General features: G+C 71.4%; 15 protein-coding genes. 2 read left to right on the top strand and 13 right to left on the bottom strand.

Annotation, left to right across the window (positions count from 1 at the left end; genetic code table 11):
- Nucleotides 1-88: 88 nt before the first annotated feature.
- The 5 genes from PKF00_RS04300 to PKF00_RS04280 all read right to left on the bottom strand — a co-directional run bounded on the left by PKF00_RS04300 (nt 89) and on the right by PKF00_RS04280 (nt 5,558).
- The gene (locus PKF00_RS04300) at nt 89-1,792 is read right to left on the bottom strand and encodes a tetratricopeptide repeat protein (protein WP_271216004.1); all 1,704 of its coding nucleotides are present in this window, start codon (nt 1,790-1,792) and stop codon (nt 89-91) included.
- 357 nt (nt 1,793-2,149) lie between these two features.
- A complete protein-coding gene (locus tag PKF00_RS04295) occupies nt 2,150-3,919 on the bottom strand; it encodes a ferritin-like domain-containing protein (RefSeq protein WP_271216003.1) in 1,770 nt (589 codons plus the stop codon).
- 69 nt (nt 3,920-3,988) lie between these two features.
- Entirely contained in the window at nt 3,989-4,219 is a 231-nt protein-coding gene (locus PKF00_RS04290; protein ID WP_271216002.1) for a hypothetical protein, read from the bottom strand.
- Nucleotides 4,220-4,309: 90 nt separating this feature from the next.
- The gene (locus tag PKF00_RS04285) at nt 4,310-4,747 is read right to left on the bottom strand and encodes a cupin domain-containing protein (RefSeq protein ID WP_271216001.1); all 438 of its coding nucleotides are present in this window, start codon (nt 4,745-4,747) and stop codon (nt 4,310-4,312) included.
- 52 nt (nt 4,748-4,799) lie between these two features.
- A complete protein-coding gene (locus PKF00_RS04280; protein WP_271216000.1) occupies nt 4,800-5,558 on the bottom strand; it encodes an SDR family oxidoreductase in 759 nt (252 codons plus the stop codon).
- Between the two features lie 268 nt (nt 5,559-5,826).
- Here PKF00_RS04280 and PKF00_RS04275 point away from each other — a divergent pair, with 268 nt between their 5' ends.
- Nucleotides 5,827-6,723 (top strand): RNA polymerase sigma-70 factor, encoded by an 897-nt coding sequence (locus PKF00_RS04275; RefSeq protein WP_271215999.1) that lies wholly within the window; start codon nt 5,827-5,829, stop codon nt 6,721-6,723.
- A gap of 36 nt (nt 6,724-6,759) precedes the next feature.
- Here PKF00_RS04275 and PKF00_RS04270 read toward each other — a convergent pair whose 3' ends face one another.
- The 7 genes from PKF00_RS04270 to PKF00_RS04240 all read right to left on the bottom strand — a co-directional run bounded on the left by PKF00_RS04270 (nt 6,760) and on the right by PKF00_RS04240 (nt 13,713).
- Nucleotides 6,760-7,932, bottom strand: a complete 1,173-nt coding sequence (locus PKF00_RS04270) for a low temperature requirement protein A (RefSeq protein ID WP_271215998.1) — start codon at nt 7,930-7,932, stop codon at nt 6,760-6,762.
- Between the two features lie 479 nt (nt 7,933-8,411).
- Nucleotides 8,412-9,617, bottom strand: coding sequence for a cytochrome P450 (locus PKF00_RS04265; protein ID WP_271215997.1), 1,206 nt, complete (start codon nt 9,615-9,617; stop codon nt 8,412-8,414).
- A 38-nt stretch (nt 9,618-9,655) separates the two neighbouring features.
- Nucleotides 9,656-10,144: a GbsR/MarR family transcriptional regulator gene (locus PKF00_RS04260; RefSeq protein ID WP_271215996.1), complete on the bottom strand. Its 489-nt coding sequence runs from the start codon at nt 10,142-10,144 to the stop codon at nt 9,656-9,658.
- Nucleotides 10,145-10,404: 260 nt separating this feature from the next.
- The gene (locus tag PKF00_RS04255) at nt 10,405-10,878 is read right to left on the bottom strand and encodes a carboxymuconolactone decarboxylase family protein (RefSeq protein ID WP_271215995.1); all 474 of its coding nucleotides are present in this window, start codon (nt 10,876-10,878) and stop codon (nt 10,405-10,407) included.
- 314 nt (nt 10,879-11,192) lie between these two features.
- Nucleotides 11,193-12,338, bottom strand: a complete 1,146-nt coding sequence (locus PKF00_RS04250; RefSeq protein WP_271215994.1) for a thiolase family protein — start codon at nt 12,336-12,338, stop codon at nt 11,193-11,195.
- Nucleotides 12,335-12,964: a CoA transferase subunit B gene (locus PKF00_RS04245; protein ID WP_271215993.1), complete on the bottom strand. Its 630-nt coding sequence runs from the start codon at nt 12,962-12,964 to the stop codon at nt 12,335-12,337. Before PKF00_RS04245 ends, PKF00_RS04250 begins: the two co-directional genes overlap by 4 nt.
- Complete coding sequence (locus PKF00_RS04240) at nt 12,961-13,713, bottom strand: CoA transferase subunit A (RefSeq protein ID WP_271215992.1); 753 nt, start codon at nt 13,711-13,713, stop codon at nt 12,961-12,963. The genes PKF00_RS04245 and PKF00_RS04240 overlap by 4 nt, the downstream gene beginning before the upstream one ends.
- 108 nt (nt 13,714-13,821) lie before the next feature.
- Between PKF00_RS04240 and PKF00_RS44480 the strand changes: the two genes are divergently transcribed.
- Nucleotides 13,822-15,288 carry an IclR family transcriptional regulator domain-containing protein gene (locus PKF00_RS44480; RefSeq protein WP_309298370.1) on the top strand — a complete coding sequence of 489 codons (1,467 nt, stop codon included), beginning with the start codon at nt 13,822-13,824 and terminating at the stop codon, nt 15,286-15,288.
- On the opposite strand, the gene PKF00_RS04225 is transcribed toward PKF00_RS44480, so the two are convergent.
- The gene (locus tag PKF00_RS04225; RefSeq protein WP_271215991.1) at nt 15,279-16,109 is read right to left on the bottom strand and encodes an IclR family transcriptional regulator domain-containing protein; all 831 of its coding nucleotides are present in this window, start codon (nt 16,107-16,109) and stop codon (nt 15,279-15,281) included. The genes PKF00_RS44480 and PKF00_RS04225 overlap by 10 nt on opposite strands.
- Between the last annotated feature and the right edge of the window lie 134 nt (nt 16,110-16,243).

Below are 16,243 nucleotides of genomic sequence, written 5' to 3'. Positions count from 1 at the left end.
CTGCCGACAATTCCGCGAGGGCCGAATCGCCGACGAAATCAGAAGGGCGCGCGCGAAACCGCCGGAGAGAAGTGGAGGGACTCGGCGGTCATCCGGACATGACGCGACGACAGCGGGCCAGCTCCGCGCGCAGGTCGCGTCGTAGCGCCCGGTCCAGGCCGGGCTGGGCGAGCGCGTGGGCGAAGTCGCGGGCGGCCTCGTCCCAGCGCCCCAGCCGCATCAGCGCGGTGCCCCGGTTGTAGCGGGGCACCGGCGCCGCCGACAGCGCCACCGCCCGGTCCAGGTCGGCCACGGCGGCGGTCACGTCGCCGCGCTCGAACCGGACGGCGGCCCGGTTCGTCCATGCCTCGACCAGCTCCGGATCCCCGGCCAGGGCCTGGGTGAGCAGCTCGTCGGCTTCGGCGAGACCGCCGCGCTCCGAGCGGATCAGCCCGAGGGTGCACAGCAGCGCGGGCTCCCGCGGGGCCAGCGCCAGCCCGGCCCGCGCGCCCGCCTCGGCCGCGTCGAGCGCGCCGCGCTCCACCCGCAGGTTGACCAGGGCGATCCGGGCGTCGAGGTGCCCGGGGTCGACGGCGAGCACGTGCTCCAGGTCGTCACACGCCCGCTCGGGGCGGCCTCGCTCCTGCTGGAGCACGGCCCGGTTGTAGTACGCCTCGGGCAGGTGCGGTCCCAGACGGATCGCGGTCCCGTAGTCCCTGATCGCGGCCTGGGACCGGCCCGCCGCACGATGCAGGGCCGCCCGGTCCACGTAGTACTCACAGTTGCCGGGGTCGTGTGCGATCACGGTGTCGAGATCGGCCAGGGCCCGCGCCGGATCGCCCAGGGCCAGGTGCACCTGCGCCCGGTTGTGGCGCAGCCGGGCCAGGTCCTGCGGGCGCTCGCCCGGGGCGAGCACCGCCGCGAGCCGGGCCAGCCCGTCGTCGATCAGCCGCAGCGCGCGGGCGGGATCGCCCTCCCTGGCGTCCAGCAGCGCCAGGCCCTGCTCGTAGAAGACGGTGGACAGCACCCGCTGCCGCGGGTCGTCCAGCCCGGCGGCGAGGCGGAGCGCCTCCTCCAGCCAGCGCCGCGCCCGCGCCGGATCCCGGTCGGCCGCCGACAGGTGCCTGGCGTACAGCATGGCGGTGGAGTACGCGGCCGACATGGTGATCTTCGGGTCGTCGGTGACGGCGCGTGCCTCGTGGTAGAGGTCGAGCGCTTCGGCGGCGCGGTCCAGTGCCGCCAGGGCGGTGGCCAGGCCGGTGGTGAACGCCCACCAGTGCCGCAGGTCGCCGTCCGGGGTCACCGCGGCGCGCCCGCGCCCCGCGATTCGCGCCGCGTGGTGGTAGAAGCCGCGGGCCAGGCTGTCGCCCAGTGCCGTGCGCGTCGCCTCCGGCGTCGGGTCGGCCGCCGCCGGCTCGCGGGCGCCGCCGTCGCGCAGGTCCAGACGCACCCGGGACGCCCCGATCCGGCGGGTCAGCGCGTCCAGCAGCTCGCGGGTGGTCTCGTCGGCGTCGCCGACGTGGTCGAACCGCACCGTGACCGGGCGCCGGAGCGTGTCCGCCCAGGCCGCCACGAACTCCGCGGCGCCGTAGGCCAGGCAGGCGGTGCGCCGGGCGGGATGGAACCGGATCGACTCCTCCTCGGCGGCCGGTCGTGCCGCGCGGTCGAGCCAGGGTGCGATGGCGTGCAGCTCGATCTTGTGACGGGAGGCCAGACGGGGACGGTCGGCGGCGATCCGGCCGAGGAAGGCCCCGACGCCGGCGTACGGCCCGCGGTCGCGGTGGCAGTCGTAGCCGCCCGTCTCGCCGGTCACGGCCGGGTCGATCACCGCAGGGGCGGGTGCCCGGAAGCACCCGCCGCGCCGACAGCTACCAGCACCACTCGATCCAGAGCCGACGGGCGCCGGACAGCAGGCGCAGCGCGCTCTTGCGGCGGACGGTCATCTTTCTCACAGGCACCTCCGTGTGATCCACTTCAGAACTGCCCAGAGCATAATCCCCCCCAATAGGGATATATAGACCTCTCGCGATCATTCTGGCGCTGTCAGGCCTTGCTCGGCGCGGCGGGGAACCGTCCCGCTGACCGTCCCCGCCGGAGCCGGCGGGGACGGCGGGGACGGCGGGGACGGCGGGGACGGCGGGGACGGCGGGGACGGCGGGGACGGCGAGCCTTACCGGTCCGGTGTCTCCTCGCGGAAGCCGATCTCGCGGTGGGTCCCGTCGCACAGCGGTTTGTTGCCGGAGTGCCCGCAGCGGCACAGCGTGACCCTGTTGCGGGTCTCCAGCGGCAGGCCGTCCGCCCGCAGAACCGGCACTCCACCGGTGACCCACAGCGCACTGGCCAGCCCTTCCTCCTCCTCCAGGATCGAGACGGCCCGCGGCAGGTCGGGCTCGATCGCCTCGCCGCCGCGTTGGAGCGCGTAGCTGTAGGAGCCGGAGGGACAGTGATCGATGCGGCCCATGACGTCGGAGCGCACGTCGCTGTCGCCGGTGTCGGCGAGCATCTCGGCGATCGGCCTGGTGCGTCCCAGGCAGAAGGCGGCGTGGACGCACAGCTCCCCCACCCGCTGGGCCGAGACGCCCACCCCGTCGTGCACGTGCTGCAGTTCCGCGTACGGCCGCGTGCCCGCGGTCTCGGTCCCGTCGAACCCGATCACGGCGTGGGTCCCGTCGCAGAAGGGTTTGGAGCCCGAGTGGCCGCAGCGGCACAGCGCGTACGTCTCCTCGGTCTCCATCGTTTCGCCGGTTTTCCAGGTCAGCGCGTCGTTCTCCGCTGAGACGATCTTGCGTTTGCGCCTGAGCGGGACGCCGCCGTACACGACGTACGGGCCGTCGGCGAGGACGGCGATCCGCTGCCGGTCGCCGACGCTCCACCGGCGCAGTTCGGGCGCCACGTACTCGAAGGTGGGACCGGCCGTCGTGCCGTCCTCGTCGGGCATCCGCATCAGGGCCCGGGCCTGGGCCCTGAGCGCGTACATGGTGCCGGTGGCGACCGCGAGCAGCTTCGGGCTGCCGTTGAACGCCTGCTCCAGCAGATGCAGGACGGCGCAGTAGGTGTGGTTGAACTCCTCCTGCGCGGTGCGGATCGCGCTGCCCGGAGCATGGTCGGCCAGACGGGGGTCGCGCCTCATCGGACGCACGCCGGCGAGGTCCACGGAGATCGTCTCGCCGGTGGGCCCGGACTGCGGGGTGTCGCCCCGCCGGTACCGCCGGCCGGTCTTGAGCTCCTGGAACCGGTAGTAGTGCGCGACCTCCTCCCGTTCGGGATGGAAGACCTCCTGGTCGCCGTCCCACACCTCGCCGCCGGCCATGCCCTCGCCCTGCTCGACGATCTCCTCCAGCGCCGCCAGGGCGGAGTCCAGACCGTCGACCACGACCAGTCGCCCGGCGGTGTGCCGGAAGTGGGCGGCGCCCACCTGGCGAGCCGGATCGCCGCGGAAGACCTCCCGCTCGCCGAGCCGTTCGCACAGGTGGCGCAGACCTTGTTCGATCGCGGCGTAGAACTGCCCGATCGTCTCGTAGCCCGCGCCCTCCGCCGGAGCGCCGGGCGGCGCCGGCCTTTCGATCCGCAGGAACATCTCGAGTGCCTCCGCGCCGAAGGGAAGCAGCGACAGCTCCAGGTGGCGATCCCCGTGCGGCAACCGCCGGGGATGCGGCGGCAGCATTCCCGGCATGTCCAGTCGTGGCCGGCCGCCGACGGCGTTGAGCAGGTTCGCGGCCAGCGCCAGGTGCAGCATCTCCTCGACGAAGACGCTGCCCACCACTGCGGCGGCCTCCGGGTTGCGCTCCGGGTCGAGCGAATAGAGCGCGCACAGGTACGGCGGCAGGGTCGCGTGCTCCAGCTCGATCGCCCACTGAAGGTGCTCGCGCAGGCTTTCGAGCGTGTCGATCCGTGCCGGAGAGGTAGGAGCGGAAGGGGGCTGGGGTTCTACGAGTCTCATTCGTGTCCTGCCTCGACTGTCGGAAAAGGGCGGATTCCACCTCCGCCGGACGGCCCGGGGCGGTGCTCCTCACATACGGTGATCGTCGGGTCGGGAGTCGCCCTCCAGCGCCTCGAGGGCGCCGAGCAGACCCCGCAGGCCGACCTCCTCGCGTTCGACGTCCGTCGGATCGAACAGCCATTCGGTGACCGGCAGGCCGGCGGCCTCCTCAGGACGGCTCGCCTCGGCCACGGTCAGCTCCATCTCGACCTCGACCTCGAGCTCGTACAGGAAGTCGCCTTCTCCGCTCGGAACGCTCATCTTTCCTCCATGCGTGACGTGGGTGGATGTCCGGCGGGCCGGCTGGTCGCGTGCGTCAGCCGCGTCATGGTGCGAGCGGCCCGTCCTCGCTCAGGACGGGCGCGGGGCGCGGCGTTCCCTGCGCTGGGCGAGCTCTTCCTCGTCCACCAGGGTGAGCATCGGCTTGCCCGGCTCGCACAGCATCGTGACGGTGAACCGCAGCGGGACGTCCTCGCGGTTGTTGCCGTCCTGGTAGTGGATGACGTCACCGCCCGGTTCCCAGAACGCCTCCCCGGCGCGCACGACCCGCTCCGGCTCGCCCTCCACCTCCAGCAGCATCTCGCCCTCCAGCACGAAGCCGAACGCCGGTCCGGAGTGCCGGTGCGGCGGCGTGCCGGGGTCGCCGGGCGGGAACTCGATCACCACGGTCATCACGTGCGTTCCCTGCGGGATGAACGGCGGTTCGGCCTCCTGCAGCACGGTCAGCGCCGTCTGCCACGCGGTCGATCTCGGCTTGGGCCCGGTGACCGCCGGGTCGTTGTCGGACATGGGAAACCACCTTTCGTAACCTGAGGGCGATGGAGCCCGGGCGGGAACGCGCCTACTTCCCTGCGTCGTTCCGGCTGGCCCAGTCGCGGTAGCGGATCTGGCCGAGGGCGGCGCCGTCGTCACCCGGCACCAGCGTCCGCTCGCCCAGCTCGCTGCCGAAGTAGTGCGCGTGCACGTCGGTGACGACCTGACGCGGATCGCCCCAGCCGCCCAGCACGTCGCGGAAGAACTCGTCCATCCGGAACCGCTCAGGCCCGGCGATCTCGATCCTGCCGTTCAGGGGCGCGCCCACCGCGACCCTGCCGACCGCCTCCGCGACGTCGTCGCCGGCCATGGGCTGGAAGAACACGGGCGCCACCCGCACCGTGTCGCCGTCCGTGGCCTCGTCGGCGATGTGGCGGACGAACTCGAAGAACTGGGTCGCGTGCACGAGCGAGAACGGGATCGACGACTTCTCGATCAGCTGCTCCTGGGCGATCTTCGCCCGGAAGTAGCCGTTCTCCGGCATCCGCTCCGTTCCCACCACCGACACCGCGACGTGGTGACCGACGCCGGCCGCCGCCTCCGCGGCGAGCAGGTTGCGGGTGGAGGTCTCGAAGAACTCCAGCACCGCGGCGGCCTCGAACGACGGGGAGTTCGACACGTCGACCACCACCTGCGCGCCGTCAAGCACCTCGGCCAGCCCTTCGCCGGTGATGGTGTTGACGCCGGTGTTCGGCGCCGCCGCCACCGCCTCGTGGCCGTGCTCACCCAGCTTCGCCACCAGCTTCGACCCGATCAGCCCGGTTCCACCGACTACGACGATCTTCATGGCAAACCCTCTCTGTCCACCGGGGCACCCCTTGCCGACCGGTCGCCAGCTAAGACAGGGCAGCATCCGGACTTGTGACAGCCACCGCGAAACTCTTTTTCAGGCCGCGGAGGAAGCCCCTCGAGAACGATCAATGCCTCTGCCTCTGAATACCCTCTGACCTGTGGCGAGAACACGCCGGCGGCAGATCTTTCCGCTGGCGGGCGCACGGGGGGTGAACGGCGGGCGGCGACCCGGGATGGGAGACTGTCACGGCAGGGGGGTGGCAGTGACGGATTCCGAGTCAGGCGGGCCGGAAGATCTCGAACAGGCCGCGGCGGTCTTCGCGGGCCTGCGGTCGCGCCTGTTCGGAATCGCGTACCGGATGCTGGGAAGCGCCGCCGAGGCGGAGGATCTGCTGCAGGACGTCTGGCTGCGCTGGCAGAGCAGCGACCGCGCCGCGGTGCGCGACCCGGCCGCGTTCCTGGCGACGGCGGCCACCAGGCTGGCCATCAACGCCGTCCAGTCCGCACGCGTCCGCCGCGAGACGTACATCGGCCCGTGGCTGCCCGAGCCCGTCGACACCGGTGCGGATCCGTACCTCGGCGCCGAACGCGGGGAGGCGCTGGAGTTCGCCGTCCTGCTGCTCCTGGAGAGGCTCTCCCCCACCGAACGCGCCGCGTACGTGCTGCGGGAGGCCTTCGACTACCCCTACCGGCAGATCGCCGACATCGTCCAGCTCAGCGAGGTGGCGGTACGCCAGCTGGTCAGCAGGGCCCGCAAACGCGTGCGCGCCGAGCGCCGCACGCCGGTGAGCGCCGCCGAACAGAGCAGGCTGCTGGCGGCCTTCGTCACCGCCGCCCGCTCCGGCGACCTGGCCGCACTGGAGAAGCTCCTGGCCGCGGACGTGATCAGCTACTCCGACGGGGGCGGCGCCGTCCGCGCCTCGCACATCCCCGTGGTCGGCGCGCCCAGGGTGGCGAAGTACGTCAGGGCGTTCGCGAGCCACTTCTGGACCGGGGTCGACGTGGCGTGGGCGAGCACCAACGGGCAGACGTCCGCCCTGCTGCGCCGCGACGGCGAGGTGTTCGCGGTCCTGACGGTGAACGCCTCGCCGCAGGGCATCGACCAGGTGCTGTGGATGATGAACCCCGCCAAGATCACCGCAGTGTCCGCCGCGCCCTGACCCGCGCGGGCCGCGGAAGACCCGTGCGCTCCGGTGTCAGCCCGCTCGGCCCCGATCGGCATGGGTCGCGATCGTGCCCGCGACCAGCAGGACGCAGATGGCCGCGATCGCCGCGACCACCGGGGCCACGCCGATCCAGGGCGTCGCGAGCGGCAGCGACAGGATGACGGCGGCGCATCCCAGAACCGCGGCGGGACGCAGGAGACGTTCGGTGACGACAGGCGCGTGCACCGCCCACAGCAGGGCGAGATAGGAGCCGACCGGAATCGCGACGGCGTAGCCGAGCGTGAGCGGTGACGCCTCCACCTTGTGCCCGCTCTGCTCCACCGCGACTTCGAGCCCGGCGCCGAGGGCCGCCAGGGCCGCGAAGATGCCGTAGTGGCCGTACCCCCACAGGTAGGACCAGTTACGGCGGTCGCTGAGACCTTCGGCGTCCTGTACGAGGAAGTACAGCCACCAGAGGGCGAACAGCAGGACGAGGCCGGAGCCTGCGATGACGAGGAAGGACCCCCCGATCTCGCCGCTTTCGAGCGCTCCCTCGACTCCCCTGCTCGCGGCGAGGACGCTCTCGCCGAGCAGAATGATCGTGAACAGGCCGTAGCGTTCGGTGATGTGGTGCGGGTGCCAGTTGGTGGCCCTGGCCCGCTCCGCCCACCACGGCACCGCGAGTTCCAGGGCGACCAGGCAGCCGAAGAACGGCAGCGCGGACGACGGGGGCAGGACGCCCGTCTCCACGAGCAGGAAGCGAAGTATCCACCCCATCTGCACGAGGCTGATGCCTGCGGCGTAGCGCAGCGCGGTGCGACGACTCACCGGATCCTCAAGGCCGACCCGCAGCCACTGGACGACGAGTCCGGCCCTCATGATGAGGTAGCCCAGGGTGACGACGCCGTAGGCGGAGTGGTCGGCCGCGGCCGGCACACCGGCGGCGAGCACCAGCACGCCGGCCATCTGCACCATGGTCAGCAGCCGGTAGGCGACGTCGTCGGTGTCGTAGGACGAGGCGAACCACGTGAAGTTCATCCAGGCCCACCAGATCGCGAAGAACACCTGGAGGAACGGGACCAGCCCGGTCAGGGCGTGACCGTCGGCGATGGTGTGGGCGAGCTGGGCGGTGGCGGCCGCGACCGCGACCACGAAGGTGAGGTCGAACAGGAGCTCGAGCGGGCTCGCGACGCGGTGCGGCTCGTCGACGGGGCGAGCGCGCATCCGGACTCGGATCCGGAACTTGGTGCTGGCGGGTGGCAAGGGCTCGCTCCTGTCGCTCGATGATTCCCTCCTGTGAAAGACAGGAAAGCATTCCGATCCGTGACAACGCGGCGTCGGGATGCGACCTATTTACCCGATTCACCCGGCTACGGATTCACCGGCCCACGCCGGGCCGGAACCCGGCGCGCTCGTCCTCCCCGGCCCGGTGATCGCCCCCGGCCGCGTACGGAGATCGGCCGCCGCCGGGCGATCGTCAGGGCGGTCGGGAAACCAGAAGGCCCCTGAGCGGGCGAACCCTGCTCAGGGGCCTTCCTACATCTGTGCGGCCGACAGGACGCGAGCCCCTGACCTTCCGGTCCTCGCCGGAAGGGCGGCGCACACGTCACGCGGCTCGGGTCCTGGTCAGACGGTGGACACGGTCGGCGGCGTGTGGTCGCGTGAGGCGGTGTCGCCGCGTGAAGCCGCTGTACGGCTCGGCGTCACCCCCGAATGAGCGGAAGGCGGCGCACTCCTGTCAGGGACGGCGTGGGGATGAACTGCACGGGGTCGTCCGGGTCGGTACGCAAGGTGTCGAACCGGTCGAGCAGGATGTTCAGCGCGACCCGTCCCTCCAGCCGGGCCAAGGGCGCGCCCAGGCAGAAGTGGATGCCGCGGCCGAAGCCGAGGTGCGGGTTGGGGTCGCGGCCGGGGTCGAAGACGTCGGGGTCGGAGAACTGGCGCGGATCCCGGTTGGCCGCCGCGAGCCAGATCATGACCATCTGGTCCGCCGGGATCGTCACGCCGCCGAGCCGGGCCTCGCGGGTGGTGGCGCGGCCGAGGAGGGCGAACGGGGTCAGGAAGCGGATGGACTCCTCGATGACGGCCGGGAGCGAGGAGCGGTCGGCACGCACCCTGTCCTGCTGCTCGGGGAAGGCGTCCAGGCACAGCACCGTGTTGCCGAGCAGCATCGTCGTGGTGATGTGCCCCGCGAGCAGGAGGATGATCGCGAAGTTGACCACCTGCTCGTCGGGCAGGCGCTCGCCGTCCACCTGGGCCTCCACCAGCCTGGTGAGCAGGTCGGCGCGCGGCTGTCGCCGTCGTTCGGCGGCGTGGGCGGCGAGATAGGCGGACATCTCCTTCCACGGTTCCATCGCGGCCTCGAGGTCCGCGCTGCGCTCCTCGGCGGACCGGTTGAGTGAGATCTCGCTGTCGCGCTGGAACAGCGCGTCGGCCCACCGCTTGAACAGGGCGCGATCTCCGCTGGGCACCCCGAGCAGCTCGGCGATGACGATGACCGGCAGCGGATAGGCCAGATCTCTCACGAGCTCGAACCGGTCGTGCTCGCGCGCCGCGTCGAGCAGCTCGTGGGTGAGCGCGGCGATCCTCGGTTCGAGATCCGCCACGACCTTGCGGGTGAAGGCGCTGCTGACCAGTTTGCGCAGCTTGCCGTGGTCCGGCGGGTCGATCTGGGTGATGAAGCCCTTCAGCGAGAAGTCGTCCTCGCTGGGCATCAGCTCCTTGGGGACCACGCGCATGGTGTCGGAGGAGTATGTCGCGGGGTCGCCGAGGACCTCGTGCAGCTCCGGGTAACCGTAGACGTTCCACAGCCCGGTGCGGGCGTCGAACTCGACCGCCGGGCCCGATCGGGGCCCGTGCAGCCAGAAGTGCCGTTTGGGGATGTCGTACCGTTCGACGATGTCCGGCATCGCCTCTCCTTGGTTGAGGATCCCTCTGTTGATGTACGTCAGGACGACGTCTCGCGGTACTCCTTCCAGCGCTCGAACATCGCGTCCGAGTCCTGCAGGACGAAGGCGAAGAAATCCCGGGTGTCCTTCAGCTGACCGCGCTGGACGGGCCGGTCGTCGCCGAGGATCGACAGCCCGAAGTCGAGCGTGTCGAGGCTCTGCCTGACGACGGCCAGCTGGATCCGCATGACCTGGTCCCACCCGCCGCCGACCATCCGGTAGCGGTGCTCGCGGGTGGAGGTGGGGACGCGTTCCACCATTCCGCTCAGCTCCAGCTGCCTGGCGACCGTGCTGACCGCGGTCTTGCTCACGCCGAGCTCCGCCGCCAGGTCGGTGAGGGACTGGTCGGGCGGGTCGCAGATCATGAGCCACGCGTGCAGACGGCCCATCGTTCGCGCCCCGCCCAGTCGCTCCATGATCAGTCCCATGCGATCGACGAACTCGATCTCCGAAGGATTCACTCGCGCCAACTCCGCAACGAACGTCAAGCACGTACTTTACGAAGCGTACGTCTCGCCTCCGGCGCGCGTGAAGAGCCGGCGCGGCGGCGTGCACGGCCGCTCGGCCGCTTCCCTCGGGCACCGCGACCGGGAGGTCGGCGAGCCTTGTCGGCCCTGGTGACCGACGGTGAAGCGTTTGTTCTCGTGTGAGTTCTCAATCTCGTCGAGGACGGCCGCGGCGAGGTCCTCGGTTGAGATTCGGGACGTGCCGCCGACGGCGGCGGCACGTCCCCGCCGGATGCTCCTCGTTATCCGAACTGGCCGATCTGATAGTCGCCGGCGGGCTGCTGGACGACGACGTTCACGCGGTTGAAGGCGTTGATGAGGGCGATGAGGGACACCAGGGCGGCGAGCTGGTCCTCGTCGTAGTGCTTGGCGGCGTCCGCCCAGGCCTCATCCGTGACGCCACCGGCCGCGTCGGCGATGCGGGTGCCCTGCTCCGTCAGTTCCAGGGCGGCGCGCTCGGCGTCGGTGAACACCGTGGCCTCCCGCCAGGTCGCGATCAGGTTGAGGCGCACCGAGGTCTCCCCGGCGTGCGCGGCCTCTTTGGTGTGCATGTCGAGGCAGAAACCGCAGCCGTTGATCTGACTGGCACGGATCTTCACCAGCTCCTGCGTCGCGGCCGGCAGCGTCGAGTCCGAGACCGCCTTGTCCGCCGAGATGATGTGCCGCAGGAACTTGGCCGCGACCGGGTTGCCGAGGAGGTTCAGGCGAGCATCCATGGTGCACTCCTTGTCGTTGTCGATGGGTACACCTCTCGGACGAGACAGCCCGGCAGGATGTAACAGGAACGGATGTGACGTGCGTCTCCCCTGGCGCGCCGCGGCGGGCGCGCTGAAGTACCGCCCGGTGCCGGCCGGACGCCGACGACCGGTCGAGAGCACGAAAAAGCCCGGCTCACCGGGTGGTGAGCCGGGCTCTCTCCTGCGCGGCCGAAGGGTCGTGGCGGGCCGGGCCGAAGAGGTGGCCCGCCCGTCGTCCACGTCGTCTCACGAGGCCGGACCGACGCGCTCAGGCTCTGGCGGAGGCGCGGGGGTCACCTTTCGAGCACGATGGCGAGCCCCTGGCCGACACCGATGCAGAGACAGGCCAGGCCGGTGCCCGAACCGGCCTCGGCGAGCCGGTGGGCGACGGCGCCGGTGATGCGCGCGCCCGACGCGCCCAGGGGGTGGCCGAGCGCGATCGCGCCGCCGCACGGGTTGACGATCGAGGGATCGAGGTCGGGCAGCTCGGCCAGGCAGCCGAGCGCCTGGGCGGCGAACGCCTCGTTCAGCTCGGCCGTGGTCAGCTCGCCGAAGCCGACGCCCGCCCTGGCCAGTGCCTTCCTGGTCGCCTCGACCGGGCCGAGGCCGAAGTGGCGGGGGTCGAGCGCGCTGACGCCGGTGGCGACGATCCTGGCCAGCGGCTCGCGCCCGGCGAGCCCCGCCTCGTCGGTGAGCAGCAGCGCCGCCGCGCCGTCGCTGAGCGGGGAGGAGTTGCCCGCCGTCACGGTGCCGTGCTCGCGGAAGACCGGCTTGAGACGGGCCAGCGCCTCCATGGAGGTGTCCTCGCGGATGCCCTCGTCCCGGGAAAGGCCGCCCACGGCGACGATCTCGCGCTCGAAGGACGCCTTGGCCGCCTTCTGATGGCTGGCCAGGGCGAAGGCGTCCTGCTCCTCGCGGGTGACGCCGTGCTTGTCGGCGATCAGCTCGGCTCCCTCGCCGAGGGCCACAGTGTGCTCCCGCGGCATCCTCGGGTTGACCAGACGCCAGCCGAGTGAGGTGGAGACCAGTTCCTGGCCGCCGACGGGGAAGGCCCGCTCCGGCTTGGGCAGCACCCAGGGGGCGCGGGTCATCGACTCCACACCGCCGGCGATCACCACCGAGGCGTCGCCCACGGCGATCGCCCGATAGGCCTGGATGACGGCCTCCATGCCGGAGCCGCAGAGCCTGTTGACGGTCACGCCCGGCGTGGTCACCGGCAGCCCGGCCAGCAGCGCGGCCATCCTGGCGACGTTGCGGTTCTCCTCACCGGCGCCGTTGGCGTTGCCGAGGATCACCTCGTCGGCGTGCTCCAGGCCGGTGCGCTCGGCCAGTGCCCCGACGACGTGCGCGGCCAGATCGTCGGGGCGGACGCCGGACAGCGCTCCGCCGTACCTGCCGACGGGGGTCCTGAGCGAGTCGACGATGTAGACGTCCTTCATGCGATCACCTTCGCTGCCGTACGGCTTCGCAGTTCCTCCACGCTCACCCCGGGTGCGGTCTCCACGAGCGCCAGCCCCTCGCCCGTGACGTCGAGGACGCCGAGGTCGGTGATCACGCGGTGGACGCAGGCCCTTCCGGTGAGCGGCAGGGAGCACTCTTCGACGATCTTCGGTGAGCCGTCTTTGGCCACATGATCCATGATCACGATGACCCTGCGGGCGCCGTGCACCAGGTCCATGGCCCCGCCCATTCCCTTGACCAGTTTGCCGGGAACCATCCAGTTGGACAGGTCGCCGCGGGCGGAGACCTGCATCGCGCCGAGCACGGCGACGTCGATGTGGCCGCCGCGGATCATGCCGAACGACAGCGCGGAGTCGAAGAAGGAGGCCCCCGGCAGGACGGTGACCGTCTCCTTGCCCGCGTTGATCAGATCGGGGTCGACCTCGTCCTCGGTGGGATAGCGGCCGACTCCGAGGACGCCGTTCTCCGAGTGGAGCACGACGTCCACCTCGGGCGGCAGGAACGACGGGATGCGGGTGGGCAGCCCGATGCCGAGGTTGACGTGGTCGCCGTCGCGCAGCTCGGCCGCGGCCCTGGCGACCATCTCGTCCCGTGACCACGTCATGAGCGGACCGTCCTCTTCTCGATGCCCTTGTCGGCGGCCTGCTCGGGGGTGAGCACGACCACGCGCTGCACGAAGACGCCGGGCAGGTGCACCTCGTCGGGGTCCAGGTCGGTGAGCTCCTCCACTTCGGCGACCGTGACGCGCCCCGCCATCGCCGCCAGCGGGTTGAAGTTGCGGCTCGCCTTCCTGAACACCAGGTTCCCGTGCCGGTCCCCGCGCGCCGCCCTGACCAGCGCGAAATCCGTGGTGATGCCGCGCTCCATGACGTACTCCACGCCGTCGAACTCGCGCACCTCCTTGGGCTGCGAGGTCACGGCGACCGAGCCGTCCTTCGCGTGGCGCAGCGGCAGCCCGCCGTCGGCGACCGGGGTGCCGACCCCCGCGGGGGTGTAGAAGGCGGGGATGCCGCAGCCGCCCGCGCGGAGCCGTTCGGCCAGGCTGCCCTGCGGGGTCAGCTCGACCTCCAGCTCCCCCGCGAGGTACTGGCGGGCGAACTCCCGGTTCTCACCGATGTAGGAGGCGGTCACCCGGGCGATGCGCCCGGCGGCCAGCAGGACGCCCAGGCCGCCGCCGTCCACACCGCAGTTGTTCGACACCACGCCGATGCCGGTCACCCCCGTGTCGTAGAGGGCTCGGATCAGCACGTTCGGGATGCCGCTGAGACCGAAACCGCCGACCGCGAAAGACGCGCCGTCGCGCACGTCCGCCAGTGCCTCCCCGGCGGTGGCGACCACCTTGTTTCTGCCCACAGCTCTCCAGGTGTTCGTATAGTGAACTTTAGTTCACTAATATGCGACGAGTATGCGCGGCGTGAACGTGCCTGTCAAAGTGCTTCCATCGAGCGAAGAGGAGATCGAATGGAGCGGGCCGGCACCCTCGAACGCGGTCTGGCCGTGCTGCGCGCCCTGTCGGCCGACCCCGGGCGGCGGATGCGCGCGACCGACCTGACACGCGCGACCGGCCTGGCCAGGTCCACGGTCGACCGCGTCGTGGCGACCCTCGCCCATCTCGGCCACCTGCGGGTCGAGGACCGCGACGTGCTGCTCGCCCCTCCCCTGCTGGAGCTCGGCGAGGCGTATCTCGCCTGCTGCGGCCTGGCGGAGATCCTCGGCCCGCACGCGGACAGGCTCGCGCGAGAACTGGACGAGTCGGTGTCGCTGGCCGTTCCCGACGGGGACGGGGTGCGCCTCGTCGGCCGGTTCACCCGGCGGCGCACGATGTCCGTCGCCTTCCGCACCGGGGAACTGCTGCCCGCCGACCGCTGCGCGGCCGGTCTGGCGCTGCTCGACCCTGCCGCGCCGTGGGCCGAGGACGACCAGCTCATGGAACCGGGGCTGATCACGGTGGCGATGCCGGTACGGGACGGGAGCGGCAGGGCGGTCTGCGCGTTGAGCGTGGCCAGCCACACCAGCAGGCACACCGTCGCCGGGCTGCGCGCCCATGCCCTGCCCCGCCTCAGGAAGGCGGTCGCCGAAATGGAGACGGCGCTGTCCGCGCCGGCGCCGCCGTCCGCGCCGTCCGCCGCCGTGGACGCCTCCCGCGCCGCGAAACAGGAACTGGGCGCCGAGTATCTCCAGTCGCTGGCCCGCGGCCTGGCCGTGCTGGTCTCCCTCGGCTCGGCACGCGGCGGGCTGCCCCTCGCCGGCGCCGCCAGGGTGACCGGCCTGCCCAGGGCCACGGTACGGCGGGCGATCCTGAGCCTGGAGCGGCTCGGGTACGCGGCCGCGGAAGGCGCCCGTTTCGTTCTCCTGCCCAAGGTCCTGGAGCTCGGCTACGCCCACCTGTCCTCACGGACCCTCCAGGAGGTCATCCAGCCACACCTGGCAGACCTGGTGGCGCGGGTCCGCGAGTCGGCGTCGGTCGCGATGCTCTCCGGCGACGAGGTCGTCTACGTGGCGCGCGTGCCCGTCACGAGCATCATGAGCGTCGACATCACCGTGGGCACCCGCTTCCCCGCGTACGCGACCTCGATGGGCCGGGTGCTGCTGGCCGGCCTCCCCGACGACCGGCTGTCCGCGATCACCCCTCAGCCGCTGACCGGGCACACCGTCACCTCGTCCGCCGAACTCGCGGCAGCCGTACGGCGGGCGAGGAACGACGGGTACGCCCTGGTCGACCAGGAGCTGGAGGACGGCGTCCGCTCCGTCGCCGTCCCCCTCCACGACCGGAACGGGCGGGTCGTCGCCGCGCTGAACGTGGCCACCCATGTCAGCCGTGCCACCGTCGACGACCTGCTGCGCGACGTCCTGCCCGTGCTCACCGAGACCGCGGCCCGGATCACGAACGACCTGGCGCACATCCGCCAGGACCTGGTTCAGGCCTGATCCGGCCCGCGCCCGGCCTGCTCCGAGACGAGGGTCTGGGGGATGTTCCGGATCAGGGCGTAGTTCTTTCCGATCTCGCTGGCCGCCAGGAGGACCAGGGGCGGGAAGTCCTCCGTCATCTGCTCGTGGGTGACCTCGGCGGCGATGGCGCTGAGGTTGACGGCGGCGACGACGGCGGCGTCGCCGTCGCGGACGGGCGCGGCGATCGACCGGACACCGGGGGTCATCTCCTCGTTGGTAGCGGCCCATCCGCGGGCCCGGATCTCGCGGAGCTCGTCCTGGAGGTTTTCGAGGGGCTGTTCCCTGAAGGGGCGGGTCACCGCGGTCGACGGGGTGGCCAGGACCTTGTCGAGCCGGTCGCGGTCGAGCGAGGACAGCAGGACCTTGCCGAGCGCGGTGCTGCGCGCGGGTAGGCGCATGCCGACGTTGATGTTGGCCGAGACCACCTTCGGAACGGCGGCACGGGCGACGTAGATGATGTCCGAGCCGTCGAGCAGGGCGACCGAGGCCGCCTGGTTCGTCGAGCGGACCAGATCCCACAGGTACGGCTGCGCGACGTCCCACAGGCCCGCCGACAGCGTGTAGGCGACGCCGAGCTCCAGGACACGGGGGGTCAGCGTGAAACCGCCGTCGGCGGGACGCACGTAGCCGAGGTGCTCGAGCGTGAGCAGGACCCGTCGCGCGGTCGGGCGGGCCAGGGACGACTCGCCGGCGATCTCGCTGAGGGACATCGGCCGGCGGTGCACGCCGAAGGACCTGATCACGTCGAGGCCGCGTGCGAGGGCCTCGATGAAATCGGGGCCTGTGTTCTCCCGAGCCATGGTCACCGTCCTCGATTTTTGCGCCCAGGAAAAGGCGATCATCCGTACAACGGACAAGTGTACGCATCTGCGCTCCCCTGTGCTGTACAGCTGTTTTACAGGGTGTTGACGGCATTGACGCGGGATTGCAGCCA

The organism is Streptosporangium carneum, from assembly GCF_027922005.1.
Lineage (GTDB): Bacteria > Actinomycetota > Actinomycetes > Streptosporangiales > Streptosporangiaceae > Streptosporangium > Streptosporangium carneum.
The sequence above is the reverse complement of the archived record's forward strand: the minus strand, read 5'-3'. Positions and strand labels throughout refer to the sequence as shown.